Raw genomic sequence first — 15,194 nt, forward strand, 5'->3', positions numbered from 1 at the left:
TTATTACTTGGACGGGAAAGGCGTATTTTTGTAAGCTTGAGAGAAAGAAGGAAAAGAGATGCTATTTGATTCGCATACCCACTTGAATGCGAGTGAATTTGATGAGGACCGCGACCAGGCCTTAGCTAAGGCTAGAGCGGCAGGTGTCAAGGGGATGACCTTGATTGGCTCGGACAGGGAAAGTATTGACCGGGCGAATGAGATGCTGGTCCAAAACGATGACCTATTGGCAGTCTTTGGCTGGCACCCTGTGGATGCGATTGACTTTGGCCCAGAGGAGGAAGCCCTCCTGCGCCAACAGTTGACCCATCCCAAGGCAGTCGGTGTGGGCGAAATTGGCCTGGACTTTCATTGGGACAAGAGCCCTCGAAAGGTCCAAGAGCGTGTCCTCCGCCAGCAATTAGCCATAGCCCGTGAATATGAACTGCCAGTAGTTATCCATTCGCGCGATGCCCAGGAAGCCACTTACCAAATTCTTAAAGAAGAAAAGATTGGTGAAATTGGTGGGGTCATCCATAACTTTGGAGATGGCCCAGACCTGGCTCAGGCTTACCTAGACCTAGGCATGTACCTTTCTTTCAGTGGCGTTTCGACCTTCAAGAAGTCGAAAGAAGTGCGAGAAGCGGTGCGCCTCTGCCCTAAAGAGCGCATCCTAATTGAAACGGATTCGCCCTATCTAACGCCTGAACCTAAGCGCGGGCAAAAGAATGGCAGTCACTTGGTGCGCTATGTCTGCAACCGGCTAGCTGATGAATTAGATATGTCTTATGAAGACTTTGCTCAGTTGACCTTTGACAATGCTTGCCGCTTCTTTAATCGGACTTATGATGGCCAAACTTTCCAGAAGAAAGGGCAAGCAGATGGCTAAGGACAAGATAAAAGAAGTGATCGTGGTCGAGGGCCGCGATGATACGCGGCGGCTCCAAGAAATTTTTGATGTCTATACGATTGAGACAGGAGGCTCGGCCCTCAATGAGACCATCCTCGATCAGATCCGCCAGGCTCAAGCGGTCAAGGGGGTTATTGTCTTTACAGACCCGGATATTTCGGGAACGAAAATCCGTCAGGCCATTCAGACGGCTGTGCCGGGCGTCCAACATGCCTTTATTTCAAGAGAAGATGCTCGGTCGTCATCGCTTCGGGCCAGCCTGGGGGTTGAGCATGCTTCTGAAGCAGCCATCCGCCAGGCCCTAGACCGGGTTTACACGGTGGTGGACCAAGACGCAGGCGTCCAGGCGGTTGACCGCTCAGCCCTCCTTGACCTGGGTCTGTTAGGAGGGAAGGACGCCCAGCAGCGCCGGGACTATCTGGCCGAACAACTCTATATCGGCCACAGCAATGGTAAACAATTAGCCAAACGCTTGCAGATGTTCCAGATTCCCATTGAACGTGTCAAAGAAGTCATGGCCGACTATGAAGCGGACCAAGCTGAGGAGGACCTATGAAAAAGAAATTAATCGCAACACCTTCGCGTACTAATGAAATACTCAAACGCTACCACTTGGAAGCCAAGAAGAGCCTGGGGCAAAACTTCCTAATGGAGCCCCAAGTCTTAGCGGATATGGTAGCCACAGGAGAAATTGACAAAGCAACGAATGTGATCGAGATCGGTCCCGGTATCGGGGCTTTAACAGAGGTCCTGGCCCAGGAAGGCAAAGAAGTTCTGGCCTTCGAATTGGACCAACGCTTGCTGCCGGTTTTGGCTAATGAGCTGAGCGACTATGACAATATCCATGTCCTTCACGCTGATATCTTGGAAGTGGATATTGCAGAGACGGTCAGTCAGTATTTCTCAGCAGATGACCGCTTGCTAGTAGTGGCCAACCTGCCTTACTACATCACGACGCCAATTATCTTTAAGCTCTTAGAATCCGGCCTGCGTTTTGACGGATTTGTCCTTATGATGCAAAAAGAAGTAGCGGAACGATTGACCGCTGCCCCGCATTCCAAGGCTTACGGGTCCTTAACGATCGCTATCGATTATTACTGCGAGGCTGAGATTGCCTTCACAGTGCCCCGTACGGTCTTTAAACCGCGTCCGAATGTGGACTCGGCCATTCTCTACCTGAAGCGCCGTCCTCAAGCCAAGGTCTCTGTCCAAGATGAAGACTTCTTCTTCCGCCTGGTGCGGGCCAGCTTCAAGCAGCGGCGTAAGACCTTGTGGAATAATCTTCGTCAATTCTTTGGCAAGGATCCTCAAGTCTTGGGCCGGGTAGAGGAAGCCTTGGCACAGGCTGAAATTGATCCCAAGCGCCGGGCTGAGACTCTGAGTATTGAAGAGTTTGCTCGCTTGAGTGATGCTTTGAATGAAGCGGGATGTTCTTAATTTTTACAAATCTTTTAGACTTAAAGGACCGAGCATTCGTTATAATAAAGAGATAGAAGATAGAGAAATGCGAAAAAATTAAAAAAATGAGGTAATAATTATGTGTGGTTTTGTCGGATATATCTATGGTGCCGACCGTAAACTTGAAAATGATAAAGAAATACTAGATGCCATGATGGAACGAATTGTCCACCGGGGGCCTAATAGTGCAGGTGTCTACACAGATGATGATATCTCCCTAGGCTTTCGTCGCTTGTCGATTATTGACCTGAGCGATTGTGGGAACCAACCTTTCTACAGCAGAGATGGCCGTTACGTCATGGTCTTTAATGGTGAAATCTATAACTACAAGACCTTGCGCAAGGACCTTAAGGCAAAAGGTTATGAATTTATTTCAGAGACAGATAGTGAAGTCATTATCCGTGGTTTTGAAGAATACGGCGAAGATATTGTGGGTAAATTACGGGGGATGTTCGCCTTCTGTATCTGGGATACCCAAGAAAAACGTGCCCTCTTAGCCCGTGACGGTTTTGGGATTAAGCCCCTCTACTATACGGACTATACAACAGATGGCAGCTTGCTCTTCGGCTCCGAAATCAAGAGCTTCCTCGACCATCCGAACTTCATCAAGGCCTTGAATAAGGAAGCCATCCAACCTTTCTTGACCTTCCAGTACAATCCTTTAGATGAAACTTTCTTTAAGGGGGTCTACAAGTTAGAACCCGCCCACTATATGCTCTACCAAAATGGCAAAATGAAGACTGTGAAATATTGGGACAAGGCCTTCCATGATGAAACGAGTGAGCCTGCCCAAGAAGATATCGATTACTATGTGGAAAAAATCAAGGCATCGATCGATGAATCAGTGGAACTCCATGCTATGTCCGATGTTAAAGTGGGCTCCTTCCTATCCGGTGGGGTAGACTCAAGCTTGGTTACCGCCTTACTTGAGCCCCAACAGTCCTTCTCAGTGGGCTTTAAAGAATATGAAGATATGTTTAATGAAACCGTCCATGCCCAAAAATTATCAGAACAACTCGGAATCGAAAACAAGAGCCGCTATATCTCAGGACAACAAGCCTTCGACAACTTGGAAGATATCATCTACTACTTGGATGAACCAGATGCCAACTACTCTATTGTTCCCCTCTACTTCCTCAATCAATTAGCTGCTGAAAATGTGACCGTTGTCCTATCTGGTGAGGGAGCCGATGAACTCTTTGGGGGCTATGAATGGTACCAACCTTCCCATATTGAGAAGGATTACTACAACAAACTGCCTCTAGGCATGCGCCGCTTCATCAACCGCCTCCTACCATCGGGGCAAAAACCTTCCCGTCTCAAACAATTGGCGGAACGGTCAGTGACTCCAGTGGAAGAGAAATTTATCGGCCAGGCCCTGGTCTTCCCAGATGCCCAAGCCCATGCTATCCTCAATGAAAAATACCGGTCCAATCAGACCTCGACGGACATCTGTGCCCCTTACTATGCCCAAGTGGCGGGCCAAAGTGACCTACAAAAGATGCAGTATCTGGACTTGAATGTTTGGATGCCAGGCGATATCTTGCTCAAGGCAGACAAGATGAGTATGGCCCATTCCCTCGAACTCCGCGTGCCTTTCTTGGATAAGGAAGTCATGGAGATGGCTAAGGGAATTCCAGACGAATACCGGACAACGGCTAAGCAAACCAAGGTCGCCCTTCGTAAAGCAGCTGAAGATGTCTTGCCTGAAGAATGGGCCAAACGGAAGAAACTCGGCTTCCCAACCCCTATCCGTCACTGGTTACGGGAAGAACCTTTCTATTCCAATATTAAGGCTATGTTTGAAAGTGACTTAGCGGCTGAATTCTTTGACCAAGAAACCCTCCTCCAATTACTCGAGGACCACCGCCAAGAGAAGGCTGACTTAGGCCACCAAATTTATGCGGTCTATGTCTTCCTCTTATGGTATACCATCTACTTCATCAAAGATCAGGGGGCTTGCAAGACCCTGGCCCCTGAAACAGCCGATATCGCGTAAAAGGAGCCAAGCTATGTCCAATTTACCAGCATTTGTTCCTGTTCTCTTCTTGGGGAATAAGGGAGCCTATAGCATTGCACGGGCCTTCCATGAGCAGTACGGGATCAAAACAGAATTGAATGTGACCATGGATGCCGGCCCCGTTGCCCATTCCAAAATTGTCAACAAGCATATTTATCCTGATTTAACCGATAATTTGCGCGAGCATTTCATTGAAATTAGAGACCGGGTAGACCGGGACTATCCAGAAGCGGCTAAGATTGTTCTGGCTTCTGAAGATACCTTCACGGAGCATTTGATTAGCCACCGCGATATTTTTGAGGAAGCCGGCTGGACCGTTCCTTATGTCGACCTGGCAACCCTGGAAGAAGCAACTGATAAAGCCAAATTCTATGCCAAGTGTGAGGAAGTAGGAGTCCCTTACCCCCATACTTGGCAAGTTGCTGACGACCAAGTGCCGGCTGCAGCGAGTGGGAAGTTAGTGGTTAAACCAGCAATCACTCCAAGCTACCAGGTCCTGCATTTTGAAGGGAAGCGGAAGATTTATTTCTGCGATAATCCCGAGGAAGCCCAGACAGCCATCCAGCTCATGCGCCAGGGAGGCTATCCAGACCCTATCATTGTCCAAGACTTCATCGAAGGGGCAGATACCGATCAAGCTGTGGTGACCGCCTACCGCTCACCTCATGATAAGCAGATTAAGCTGACAGCTTTTGGACGGGTCATGGTTGAAGACCGGTCGGCCAGCGCAGCGGGGAACCACCTGGCTATTCTGAGTGAGAATGGACATGAGGAGGTTTACCGCCATGTGGAGGCCTTAATGACAGCCTATGATTTTACAGGTTATGCTAATTTCGACTTAATCTACGATCATGACCGGGAGGCTTTTGTCTTCTTTGAATTGAATCCACGCTTGGGCCTGTCCAATTATTATGTGACGGCAGGTGGGCAAAACCCTGTCTACTATTACATTGAAGACTATCTCTTTGGGCGACCAGTGCCTGATAGTTTCGAGGCGACACCGGCCTTATTTACGGTCCTGCCTCGGGGCTTGGTTAAGCGCCGCCTCTTAGGCACAGCATATGCTGACCAGGTGAAGGGCCTCTACCAAGAGAGACAGGTCTTTAATCCCCTAGCTTATCCTTATGACAACCACTGGCGGCGCAAGCTCTATGTGAAAGCATCGGAGCTCAATTACTACCGCAAATTTAAAGAAACAGGCCAGCTTTAACCGGCTCTGTAGAGGGAGGTACTATGAAACATTTCTTTGGCATTATAGGAGGGATGGGGACTGTTGCGACCACGAACTTTTTAGAAGAAATGAATAAGCTATATCGTCCAGAAAGCGACCAGGCTTATTTGAACTATATCCTCTTTAACCATGCAACGGTTCCCGATCGGACCGCCTATATCTTAGACCACGACCAGGCGAGCCCTGTTGAGCCTCTAATAGAAGATATTAAACAAATCGAAAGTTTAGGGCCAGATTTCTTGGCTATCCCTTGTAATACGGCCCATTATTTCTTCGATGACCTGCAGGCAGCAACAGAACTGCCTATTATAAATATGTTGACACTCGTTGAAGAAGCTTTGGCTGACCACCAAGGGGAGAAAATTGGTATCTGTGCGACCAAGGGGACGAGCCAGAGCGGACTCTACCACCGGACCATTGAGCGAGCAGGTTGCCAGCCCTTGGCCCCAGACGAAGCCCTGCAAGAGAAGATCATGACCTTGATTTATGACCAGGTCAAGAACCAAGCGCTTGCTGACCTTAGTCTCTATGAGGAAATTCTTTCTGATTTTATGGACCAGGGCGCATCAGCCGTAATCCTGGGTTGTACGGAAGTTTCCTATGTCAATAGTCATGATCCGAAGAAGGCTTTTCCCATCATTGATGCGGAGAAATTATTAGTGGCTGAAGTCGTCCGCCAGGGTATTCAAAGTCAGGGGAAAGAAGTTAATAGCTAAGTAAAAAATAGCTAAGAAAATAAGGTCAAGTCTTGACTCTATCGCTCATTTGTGCTATTGCATAAAGTCAACGTATGTGTTATAATAGTTAACATTAGAGGAGTGATAGAATGTCAGGGAACTTAGCAGCGATCAAAGCAGCTTTGGATGAGAAGCTTGGGCGCCGTATCCAGGTCACTCAACAAACTGGACGTAAACGGATTACCGTTCGCGAAGGGATTTTGAGTGACACTTTTCCAGCTGTTTTTGTTGTTGAACTTGACCAGGATCAAAATCAATTTGAACGTGTCTGTTACAGTTACACGGATGTCTTAACAGAAAGCGTTGAAATTGAATTTAATAATTAGAGAAGTTGAGGCTAGGCATGGTGTCCTAGCCTTTTTCTCATTGGAGGATTAAAGGTCTTGGAGAAAAGCGGCTTTGCTTTATTTAAAGGGCAGGTCATGCTAAAATTCAAGATAATAAGTAAACTATAATGAGGGGGTGGCAGTGTGTCGATTATTGAGAAAGCAGCAGCCAAGATTAACCTATCCCAGGACTTGATCTACCAGGCGGATAAGGGGCAGTGGCACTATGACATGGTGATGGCCTCGGTTGATCTTTCGGACCGTCTGACCATCCAAGAACGCTCCGACCAAGAAATTGTGGTGCGGACTAGCCGGAGCTTCCTCCCTAATGATGCCAGGAACCATGCTTATCGTGCGGCGGACTTGATTAAGGAAGCTAGCCAAGTAGACCGTGGCTTAGATATTATTATTGAGAAACGGATTCCCGTCTCTGCTGGCCTGGGCGGAGGAAGTTCCGATGCAGCAGCTGTTTTGCGGGCTGTTAATAAACTCTGGGACTTGCATTATTCGACAGATGAGCTCTTGCAATTGGCTTTGCAGATTGATGCGGATGCACCTTATTGTTTGCTCGGCGGCATCCAACATGTGACAGGGCAGGGAGATCAGCTCCAGGCCCTTCCAGCTCTTCCAGCTTCTTGGTTAGTCCTAGCCAAGCCACCGCTTTCTGTATCAACAGATAAGATCTTACAAGACCTGGATCCTAATGACTTGCCGGATCAAGGAAATACACCGGCAGTCCTTCAAGCCATTCATAAGCAATCTTACCAAGACTTAGTCCAAGCGACAGGAAATATGCTCGAAGATTTGGTCTTTTGGAATTATCCGATTTTGAATAAGTTAAAGGCCAAGATGCAGAAATTTGGGGCGGAGGGCGTGACCATGACCGGAACAGGCTCGACGGTGATTGGTTTTGCCCCAACATCGAACCGGGCTAAACATGTGTATAATGCCTTGCGTGGCTTCTGCAAAGAAGTCTATGTGGTCCCTGTCTTGCAGCAGGGGACCGGGCTTTAAGGCTTGGAGAAAGGAAAAGTTGAGGAAACTCAACTTTTTTTATTGCAGCGACTTAAGTTTTGTGCTATCTTATAATGTATTAAATCGTAACAATTCCGACTAACCTTGATGAAAGGAGTCAGCTATGAAGAAAAAATATATTTACCTCTTGCTTTTGCCCCTGGCCTTCCTGGTCTCTGCCTGCCAATCGCCCCAGCAAAGTGCCGGGTCGGGGGATAAGTTGCAAGTAATGACGAGTTTTTACCCCATCCAGGCCTTGACCCAGGAGGTGGCGGGGGACCATGCAGACGTTCAGGTCATGATTGCTAATGGTCAAGAAGTCCATGACTACGAGCCTAGCGCTAAAAATTTAGCCGATTTAGAGCAAGCGGACCTCTTTGTCTATAACAGTAAGGAGATGGAGACCTGGGTTCCTGCCATGCTCGATAGCCTCAACCAAGACCAGGTTGCAGTCCATGAGGCGGCGGGTCAGCTGGATCTGATGGACGGTCAGGTGACAACCATCGATGGGGTCCACCACCAAGGCCATGACCACGACCATGAGGAAGAAGGGGAAGATGCCCACGACCACGCAGAGGGCGACCTCCATGTCCATGCCAAGGATCCACATACTTGGTTGGACCCAGTCCTCGCCCAGCAAGAAGTTCAGGGCATTGCCGATGCCCTGTCAGACCGTGACCCGGACCACCGAGCAGACTACCAGGCCAATGCCAAGGCTTTTATCGAAGAATTGGACCAGTTGGACCAGGACTTTAACCAGGCCTTAGCTGATAAAAAAGACCGGCACTTTGTGGTTGACCACGCGGCCTTTAATTACCTGGCTTCCCGCTATGACTTGGAGCAGATTGCCTTGACCAGTGTCGATTCAACAGCTAGCCTGTCTCCTGCGAAATTAGCTCAATTGGAAGACTTCATCCGCCAGCGTGGCATCGAAGTGATCTTCTTCCAGCAGGGCGGCTCTTCTAAATTAGCCGATACCATTGCCCACGATACAGGCATTGAAACCAGCAGCCTGACTTCGATGGAGTCTCCTGATGCGTCAGTAGAAGCTAATGGCAAAGGCTATCTCAGCTTGATGCGGCAGAATTTAAGCAATCTTGAGGCCGGACTGAAGTAAAGGAGTGGATTATGCATTATATTGAAGTAGATGACTTGCGCTTCTCTTACAATGAGGAGCCAGTCTTAAATAATATTAGTTTTACCGTGGATCCCGGCGAATTTGTCATTTTAACTGGGGAAAATGGGGCGGCTAAGACCACCTTGTTGAAGAATATCCTGGGCCTACTCGAACCCGAAAAAGGCCATTGCCGGATTGCCAAGACGAATTTTCAAGGCAAAAAATTACAAGTCGGCTATGTGCCCCAAAGTATTTCTTCCTTCAATGCGGGCTTTCCGTCGACGGTCTATGAATTTGTACAGTCCGGGCGCTACCAACAGAATCGTTGGTTTAAGCGCCTCGACCAGGAGGATGAAGACCATATCCGCCGCGCCTTTGACTCCGTTGGCATGTGGGAACAGCGCAATGAGCGGATCGGCGACTTGTCAGGCGGGCAGAAGCAGCGAATCTGCCTGGCCCGGGTTTTTGCAACGGATCCCGATCTCTTCATCCTGGATGAACCGACAACAGGGATGGATATTGAGTCGCGCAAGAATTTCTATGACTTGCTCCGCCACAATACCCGCAACCACGCTAAGGCAATCCTTATGGTAACCCATGAGGACCTATCCCTAAAAGATTACTTCGACAAACAGATTCACTTAGTCAGAGAGGAGGGCACCCCATGGAGATGCTTCAGTATGACTTCATGCAAAGAGCCGTCATAGCCTGTCTAGCTATGGCACTCTTCACGCCAATTTTAGGGCTCTTCTTAATCCTCCGTAAGCAGTCTCTAATGGCGGATACCTTGGCCCATATTTCCCTAGCTGGCGTGGCCTTGGGTTATTTGCTTGGCTTGGAACCGACTTTGACCACGATTGCTTTGGTTATCCTGGCTGCCTTGTTGTTAGAATACCTCAGACGGGTCTACAGTAATTATTCAGATATCTCGATCGCTATGCTGATGTCAGGCGGTATGGCCTTGGCCCTACTCCTTTTGTCCCGGGTCGATTCGGCAGCCAGTATCGAATCCTATCTCTTCGGTTCAATTGTTGCTATCTCCCCCTTGCAGATTGGCTTATTGATTGGCCTAGCTGTTATTGTTGGTCTGGCCTACCTGGTCAACCAGCGGATCTTGTATGTCCTATCTTTTGATGAGGACACCGCCTATACGGCAGGCCTGCCTACCCGCTTAATTTCTGTTCTTTTCTCTGTGGTGACAGGGATAGCCATTTCCATTATGATGCCGATTGCGGGCTCCCTCTTGGTTTCTGCTATTATCATCATGCCAGCAGCGATTGCTATGCGGATAGCCCGCCACTTCAACCAGGTGATTTACCTGGCGGTTATCCTGTCCCTCATTGGCATGCTGGGTGGGTTGACGGTATCCTATTACTTCGACACCCCACCTGGCGCTACAATTGCCGCTTTATTCATTGTGATCTTCATGGCCCAAAGCCTTTACCTCAAGCTTAAAGATTAGACCAAGCGAGCCCTCCTTCGACAGAAGAGGGCTTTTTATATGACTTGGCGGATAAAATAAGTACTAGTGATCATTAGGAAAATAAAATTGATTGGAAAAAAGGGCCGTCCTGTGATTTAATGAGAAAAAAGTGACGGTTTTAGACCGTCCTTTATGATTTAGAAAGAAGGCATCTTATGAAAATTAATCGTCAATTGTTGCCAGGGCTGATTTTATCTTTAGCTATTGCAGTCCCAGCACATTTTTTGGGACAGGCTTTTCCTATCATTGGGGGACCTGTTTTTGCTATTTTAATGGGAATGATTATAGCTCTATTTTGGACTGCTGGAGCAGCTTTTCAACCAGGAATTCGTTTTTCGAGTAAGGTCTTATTACAAGCTGCTGTTGTCTTACTAGGTTTTGGCCTTAATCTTTCGGTGGTGATTGAAACCGGCTTGAGCTCCTTACCCATTATTCTCTCAACAATTTCAATTGCCCTCTTGGTAGCCTTTATTTTTAGCTGTTATTTGAATATTGATACGAAGACGGCTACCTTGGTTGGGGTAGGGTCGTCTATTTGTGGCGGGTCAGCCATAGCTGCAACCGCACCTGTCATCGAAGCCGAAGAAGAGGAAGTCGCCCAGGCGATTTCCGTGATTTTCTTCTTCAACGTCCTAGCAGCCTTGATTTTTCCAAGTCTAGGTCAATGGCTGGGCTTCGATACCACGACTGGGGAAGCCTTTGGTATCTTTGCAGGGACAGCGGTCAATGATACCTCATCTGTGACAGCGGCGGCTTCCACCTGGGATAGCCTCTTTAACTTAGGGACCGAAACCCTAGACAAGGCTATTACTGTGAAATTGACTCGGACCCTGGCCATTATTCCAATCACGCTCGGTCTGAGTTTCTGGCGCAGCCGTCACGGGGAAGAAACGCCTACTAACTTGACCTGGGGCCAAAAAATTAAAGCCAGCCTCCCTCAATTTATTATTTATTTCGTTCTGGCTTCGCTCCTCACAACCATCTGCCTGGCTATCGGCTTACCAGAAAGTCTTTTCGCTCCCTTCAAATGGGCCAGTAAGTTTCTGATCGTTTGGGCCATGGCAGCCATTGGTTTGAATACCGACTTGGTCAAGCTCTTACGCTCGGGTGCTAGTGCCCTGGGTTTAGGGGCCGCTTGTTGGATTGCTATTACTCTGGTGAGCTTAGGGCTCCAATATGTGCTAGGCTTCTGGTAGGATGGTGGAGGAATACTGCTATCGAGCAGGGGGATTGCTTGTCGACTAGCTTGTGGTAAGTGAGGCTGGTATCTACATGCCCTGTCCCAATACTGTTTAAAAAATCAAAAAAGCATTTGCCTTTTTCTGTGGACTGGGCAGATGCTTTTTTATATTAGAAATTCTTGGCCGACTCCAATGGCCATATTGTACCAGATCGAGTATTTTCAGTTCTTAGAGTGGAGGAACGACTTATGCAATACGGGTTTGAATAAGCTGAGGTGCCCGTCGATTCAAGCTAAAGATTAAGAGTGTCCATTAGTAACTTTTCGTCTCCACCTATGTTTTCAATTCTATTGCTGTCGAAAAAGGAGACAGCTACTGTTAAATGTTGGCCTGTATTTCTACTTATGTTATCATTAGATTGCGTTATACGAAGTTATCCTTTCATTACTTGGGCTAAGTAAATGATATTATGAAACTTACATGGCATTATTTTTGCCTATCTAGGTGCCTAGCTTAATTCTAAAATGTACTGTATCAAAAATATGGGGGCTTATACTATGTCAGCAACTACATGTGTCTTGTTAATCTTATTGACTGTAACTACCATTGTCGGTTTAGGCTTGACGGTCTACACAACGGTAAAAGATGAACAAAAATATGGGAAGAAATAAAACTTTCGCATCTTCTCACGATAGAAAAGCTGGTTTTTGCTAGTCCAGCACATTTAGAGAGAAAGGACATGTACGGATGTATTTGTACTATGCTATTTTTACTCCATCAGCTGGCCAGTTTGCTATTGAATTTCCTGACTTGGAGGGTGCCTTTTCGTGCGGCGAGGATATGGACGAGGCCTTATATATGGCTAAAGATCTCCTCGAAGGCTGGTTAATTACCGCTGAAGAAGAAGGAGACCCTATCCCCGCACCCTCCTTGCCTGATGATTTATTAGTTCCTGAAGATGCCCTACTTCTTCCGATTGAAGTCGACCTCGACCAGGCCAAAGAGAAGCATTTTCTATCAGGCGAGTGAGTTTGACTCTTTCTTGAACAGGACAAGTACATACTTAGCATTTAACCAACAGTGACTCTTCCAAGTAAGAGTCATTTTTTAATTTTTCCCTATTTTAACAGGGCATTTTTCACTATCTTCCATTTAAGGCGCTAACTGTGTTAAAATAGAAATAAGTGTGCCTTTGCCCTTTATAAGCGGGCTCTAAGGTTCAATTTTAGGATAAAGCATGATAAAATAATGAGATATATGAAGATAATCAATTGGGTTAACAAGCGATAGCCGCAATTGACCAGATAAGGAGAATAGAATGGCTAGCTTTTTGAAATCAATATTTGAAAATGACCGGAAAGAATTGCGTCGCTTCAACAAACAAGCGAAGAAAGTTGAGGCCTTAGGGGATAAGTTCGCTGAGTATTCAGATGACCAGCTCCGGGCAAAGACGGAATCCTTTAAGGAACGTTTGCAGAACGGTGAGACCGAGGAAGATGTGCTGGTTGAAGCCTTCGCAACCGTCCGCGAAGGGGCGCGTCGGGTGCTCGGACTCTACCCTTTCCATGTCCAAATTATGGGCGGGCTTGCCCTACACTATGGGAACATTGCCGAAATGAAGACTGGGGAAGGTAAGACCTTGACGGAAACCATGCCTGTCTATCTGAATGCCTTATCAGGCAAGGGCGTCCATGTGGTAACGGTTAATGATTATTTGGCGCGCCGGGACTCAGTTGAGATGGGTGAGCTTTACGAATTCTTAGGGCTAACAGTTGGTTTGAATACCAATGACATGTCTTCCGACCAAAAACGTGAAGCCTATAACTGTGACATTACCTATTCGACCAATAATGAATTGGGCTTTGACTACCTCCGCGATAACATGGTGGTCTACAAGAGTCAAATGGTCCAACGTCCGCTCCACTACGCGGTTGTCGATGAGGTAGACTCCATCTTGATCGATGAGGCGCGGACACCTTTGATTATTTCTGGCCAAGCTGAACAGTCTACGGCGCTCTACCAACGGGCGGACTACTTTGTGAAGAGCCTGCAAGAAGATGAAGACTATGTGATCGATGTCAGTTCCAAGACGATCAGCCTGACTGAAGAGGGGATTGAGAAGGCAGAAGATGTCTTCCACTTGGATAATCTCTATGATGTGGAGAATGGGCGTTTGATCCACCATATCGATACGGCCTTACGTGCTAACTATATTATGCTTCTGGATATTGACTATGTGGTCCAAGAGGGTGAAGTTAAGATCGTTGACGGCTTTACCGGTCGGATTATGGATGGCCGTCGTTATTCGGATGGTCTCCACCAAGCCATTGAAGCTAAAGAAAATGTCGAAATTCAAAACGAATCGAAGACTATGGCAACGATCACCTTCCAGAATTATTTCCGGATGTACGATAAATTAGCGGGGATGACCGGTACTGCTAAGACGGAGGAAGAAGAATTCCGTGAAATCTACAATATGAACGTGATTCAGATTCCAACCAACCGCCCTGTGCAACGGATCGATGCCCCAGATATTATTTACCCTAACTTGGAATCTAAGTTTGAAGCGGTTGCCGATGAAATCCAAGAACGCTACCAAGATGGCCAACCTGTCCTGGTCGGGACGGTAGCGGTCGAAACCTCGGAATTACTCTCCAATCTTCTCAGCAAACGTGGGGTGCCACACAATATCTTGAATGCGAAGAACCACGCTAAAGAAGCTGAAATCGTCGCCCAAGCCGGCCAAAAAGGGGCCGTAACGATCGCAACCAATATGGCCGGCCGGGGGACTGACATTAAGTTGGGGCCCGGGGTTAAGGAAGCTGGCGGCTTAGCGGTTATCGGGACCGAACGCCATGAATCGCGGCGGATCGATGACCAGTTGCGTGGACGGTCAGGCCGTCAAGGGGACCCTGGTTATTCACGATTCTACCTGTCCCTAGAGGATGACCTCATGCGCCGCTTCGGTTCAGACCGGGTTAAAGCGGTTTGGGAAAGTTTAAATATTGATGGCGACGGCGAAGATGATGTTGCCATTGAAAGCCGGATGATCTCCAAACAAGTGGAATCTGCCCAAAAACGTGTGGAAGGGAACAACTACGATACCCGGAAGAACGTACTGGAATACGATGAAGTGATGCGTGAACAACGGGAGATTATCTATGACCAGCGTCAACAAATTATCGAGGAAGAAGATTCCCTCGATGACATTATGTGGCAAATGATTGACCGAACCATTGACCGTGTCGTTGACCAATATACAGCTGGCGATGAATCGGATTGGAATTACGAAGCCCTAACCGACTTCGTTCAAACCGTTCTCTTGACAGAAAATGACATGTCCCAACGTGACTTGGAAGACTTGGACCCTGATGAGATGAAAGAAGAACTCAAAGACCGGGCCCAGGACCGCTTCCAAAGTAAGTTAAACGACATCTCAAACCCAGACCTGATCTTGGAATTTGAGAAAGTGGTTATTCTACGCGCTGTTGACAGCCGCTGGACCGACCATATCGATGCCATGGACCAATTGCGCCAAGGGGTAGGTTTACGTGCATATGCTCAAAACAACCCACTCGTCGAATACCAAACAGAAGGCTTTGAACGCTTCAACGAAATGGTAGCAGGCATCGAATACGACGCCAGCCTCCTCTTCATGAACTCACAAATCCGCCAAAACCTCCAACGCCAACAAGTATAATAAGGGTGTGAGACTTGGCGCTTAGACTCGGATGATTG

Annotated in this window: 14 protein-coding genes; all 14 read left to right on the forward strand. The window is 47.6% G+C overall.

Annotated features, from left to right (window positions below):
• Positions 1-58 precede the first annotated feature (58 nt).
• The 14 genes from HMPREF3090_RS05350 (at position 59) to secA (ending at position 15,156) form a co-directional block, all read left to right on the forward strand.
• Positions 59-868, forward strand: coding sequence for a TatD family hydrolase (locus tag HMPREF3090_RS05350; protein WP_067972803.1), 810 nt, complete (start codon positions 59-61; stop codon positions 866-868).
• Positions 861-1,445 carry a ribonuclease M5 gene (gene rnmV, locus HMPREF3090_RS05355; RefSeq protein ID WP_067972800.1) on the forward strand — a complete coding sequence of 195 codons (585 nt, stop codon included), beginning with the start codon at positions 861-863 and terminating at the stop codon, positions 1,443-1,445. The genes HMPREF3090_RS05350 and rnmV overlap by 8 nt, the downstream gene beginning before the upstream one ends.
• Positions 1,442-2,326, forward strand: a complete 885-nt coding sequence (gene rsmA / locus HMPREF3090_RS05360) for a 16S rRNA (adenine(1518)-N(6)/adenine(1519)-N(6))-dimethyltransferase RsmA (RefSeq protein WP_067972796.1) — start codon at positions 1,442-1,444, stop codon at positions 2,324-2,326. Before rnmV ends, rsmA begins: the two co-directional genes overlap by 4 nt.
• A 100-nt stretch (positions 2,327-2,426) precedes the next feature.
• The gene (asnB, locus tag HMPREF3090_RS05365; RefSeq protein ID WP_067972793.1) at positions 2,427-4,346 is read left to right on the forward strand and encodes an asparagine synthase (glutamine-hydrolyzing); all 1,920 of its coding nucleotides are present in this window, start codon (positions 2,427-2,429) and stop codon (positions 4,344-4,346) included.
• 13 nt (positions 4,347-4,359) lie between these two features.
• On the forward strand, positions 4,360-5,577 hold the full coding sequence (locus HMPREF3090_RS05370; protein ID WP_067972790.1) for a carboxylate--amine ligase: 1,218 nt from the start codon (positions 4,360-4,362) through the stop codon (positions 5,575-5,577).
• Between the two features lie 23 nt (positions 5,578-5,600).
• Positions 5,601-6,314 (forward strand): aspartate/glutamate racemase family protein, encoded by a 714-nt coding sequence (locus HMPREF3090_RS05375; RefSeq protein ID WP_067972788.1) that lies wholly within the window; start codon positions 5,601-5,603, stop codon positions 6,312-6,314.
• 110 nt (positions 6,315-6,424) lie between these two features.
• Positions 6,425-6,661 carry a Veg family protein gene (locus HMPREF3090_RS05380; RefSeq protein WP_067972785.1) on the forward strand — a complete coding sequence of 79 codons (237 nt, stop codon included), beginning with the start codon at positions 6,425-6,427 and terminating at the stop codon, positions 6,659-6,661.
• Between the two features lie 144 nt (positions 6,662-6,805).
• Positions 6,806-7,675 (forward strand): 4-(cytidine 5'-diphospho)-2-C-methyl-D-erythritol kinase, encoded by an 870-nt coding sequence (gene ispE / locus HMPREF3090_RS05385; RefSeq protein WP_067972783.1) that lies wholly within the window; start codon positions 6,806-6,808, stop codon positions 7,673-7,675.
• A gap of 124 nt (positions 7,676-7,799) precedes the next feature.
• The gene (locus tag HMPREF3090_RS05390) at positions 7,800-8,792 is read left to right on the forward strand and encodes a metal ABC transporter solute-binding protein, Zn/Mn family (RefSeq protein ID WP_067972781.1); all 993 of its coding nucleotides are present in this window, start codon (positions 7,800-7,802) and stop codon (positions 8,790-8,792) included.
• An 11-nt stretch (positions 8,793-8,803) separates the two neighbouring features.
• Positions 8,804-9,499: a metal ABC transporter ATP-binding protein gene (locus HMPREF3090_RS05395; protein WP_067972778.1), complete on the forward strand. Its 696-nt coding sequence runs from the start codon at positions 8,804-8,806 to the stop codon at positions 9,497-9,499.
• The gene (locus HMPREF3090_RS05400; protein ID WP_067972775.1) at positions 9,457-10,254 is read left to right on the forward strand and encodes a metal ABC transporter permease; all 798 of its coding nucleotides are present in this window, start codon (positions 9,457-9,459) and stop codon (positions 10,252-10,254) included. The genes HMPREF3090_RS05395 and HMPREF3090_RS05400 overlap by 43 nt, the downstream gene beginning before the upstream one ends.
• A 176-nt stretch (positions 10,255-10,430) precedes the next feature.
• Positions 10,431-11,471 (forward strand): YeiH family protein, encoded by a 1,041-nt coding sequence (locus HMPREF3090_RS05405; RefSeq protein ID WP_067972774.1) that lies wholly within the window; start codon positions 10,431-10,433, stop codon positions 11,469-11,471.
• 732 nt (positions 11,472-12,203) lie between these two features.
• Positions 12,204-12,485 carry a type II toxin-antitoxin system HicB family antitoxin gene (locus tag HMPREF3090_RS05410; protein ID WP_067972771.1) on the forward strand — a complete coding sequence of 94 codons (282 nt, stop codon included), beginning with the start codon at positions 12,204-12,206 and terminating at the stop codon, positions 12,483-12,485.
• A 289-nt stretch (positions 12,486-12,774) separates the two neighbouring features.
• Positions 12,775-15,156: a preprotein translocase subunit SecA gene (secA, locus tag HMPREF3090_RS05415; protein ID WP_067972768.1), complete on the forward strand. Its 2,382-nt coding sequence runs from the start codon at positions 12,775-12,777 to the stop codon at positions 15,154-15,156.
• Positions 15,157-15,194: the final 38 nt, after the last annotated feature.

Source organism: Aerococcus sp. HMSC23C02 (assembly GCF_001806805.1).
Lineage (GTDB): Bacteria > Bacillota > Bacilli > Lactobacillales > Aerococcaceae > Aerococcus > Aerococcus sanguinicola.

Excerpts from the sequence above, each read along its gene's own strand:
- HMPREF3090_RS05375 (WP_067972788.1), top strand. The coding sequence starts at position 5,601 with ATGAAACATTTCTTTGGCATTATAGGAGGGATGGGGACTGTTGCGACC.
- HMPREF3090_RS05400 (WP_067972775.1), top strand. The coding sequence starts at position 9,457 with ATGGAGATGCTTCAGTATGACTTCATGCAAAGAGCCGTCATAGCCTGT.
- HMPREF3090_RS05380 (WP_067972785.1), top strand. The coding sequence starts at position 6,425 with ATGTCAGGGAACTTAGCAGCGATCAAAGCAGCTTTGGATGAGAAGCTT.
- HMPREF3090_RS05350 (WP_067972803.1), top strand. The coding sequence starts at position 59 with ATGCTATTTGATTCGCATACCCACTTGAATGCGAGTGAATTTGATGAG.
- rnmV (WP_067972800.1), top strand. The coding sequence starts at position 861 with ATGGCTAAGGACAAGATAAAAGAAGTGATCGTGGTCGAGGGCCGCGAT.
- HMPREF3090_RS05405 (WP_067972774.1), top strand. The coding sequence starts at position 10,431 with ATGAAAATTAATCGTCAATTGTTGCCAGGGCTGATTTTATCTTTAGCT.
- asnB (WP_067972793.1), top strand. The coding sequence starts at position 2,427 with ATGTGTGGTTTTGTCGGATATATCTATGGTGCCGACCGTAAACTTGAA.
- secA (WP_067972768.1), top strand. The coding sequence starts at position 12,775 with ATGGCTAGCTTTTTGAAATCAATATTTGAAAATGACCGGAAAGAATTG.
- rsmA (WP_067972796.1), top strand. The coding sequence starts at position 1,442 with ATGAAAAAGAAATTAATCGCAACACCTTCGCGTACTAATGAAATACTC.
- HMPREF3090_RS05395 (WP_067972778.1), top strand. The coding sequence starts at position 8,804 with ATGCATTATATTGAAGTAGATGACTTGCGCTTCTCTTACAATGAGGAG.
- HMPREF3090_RS05390 (WP_067972781.1), top strand. The coding sequence starts at position 7,800 with ATGAAGAAAAAATATATTTACCTCTTGCTTTTGCCCCTGGCCTTCCTG.
- HMPREF3090_RS05370 (WP_067972790.1), top strand. The coding sequence starts at position 4,360 with ATGTCCAATTTACCAGCATTTGTTCCTGTTCTCTTCTTGGGGAATAAG.
- HMPREF3090_RS05410 (WP_067972771.1), top strand. The coding sequence starts at position 12,204 with ATGTATTTGTACTATGCTATTTTTACTCCATCAGCTGGCCAGTTTGCT.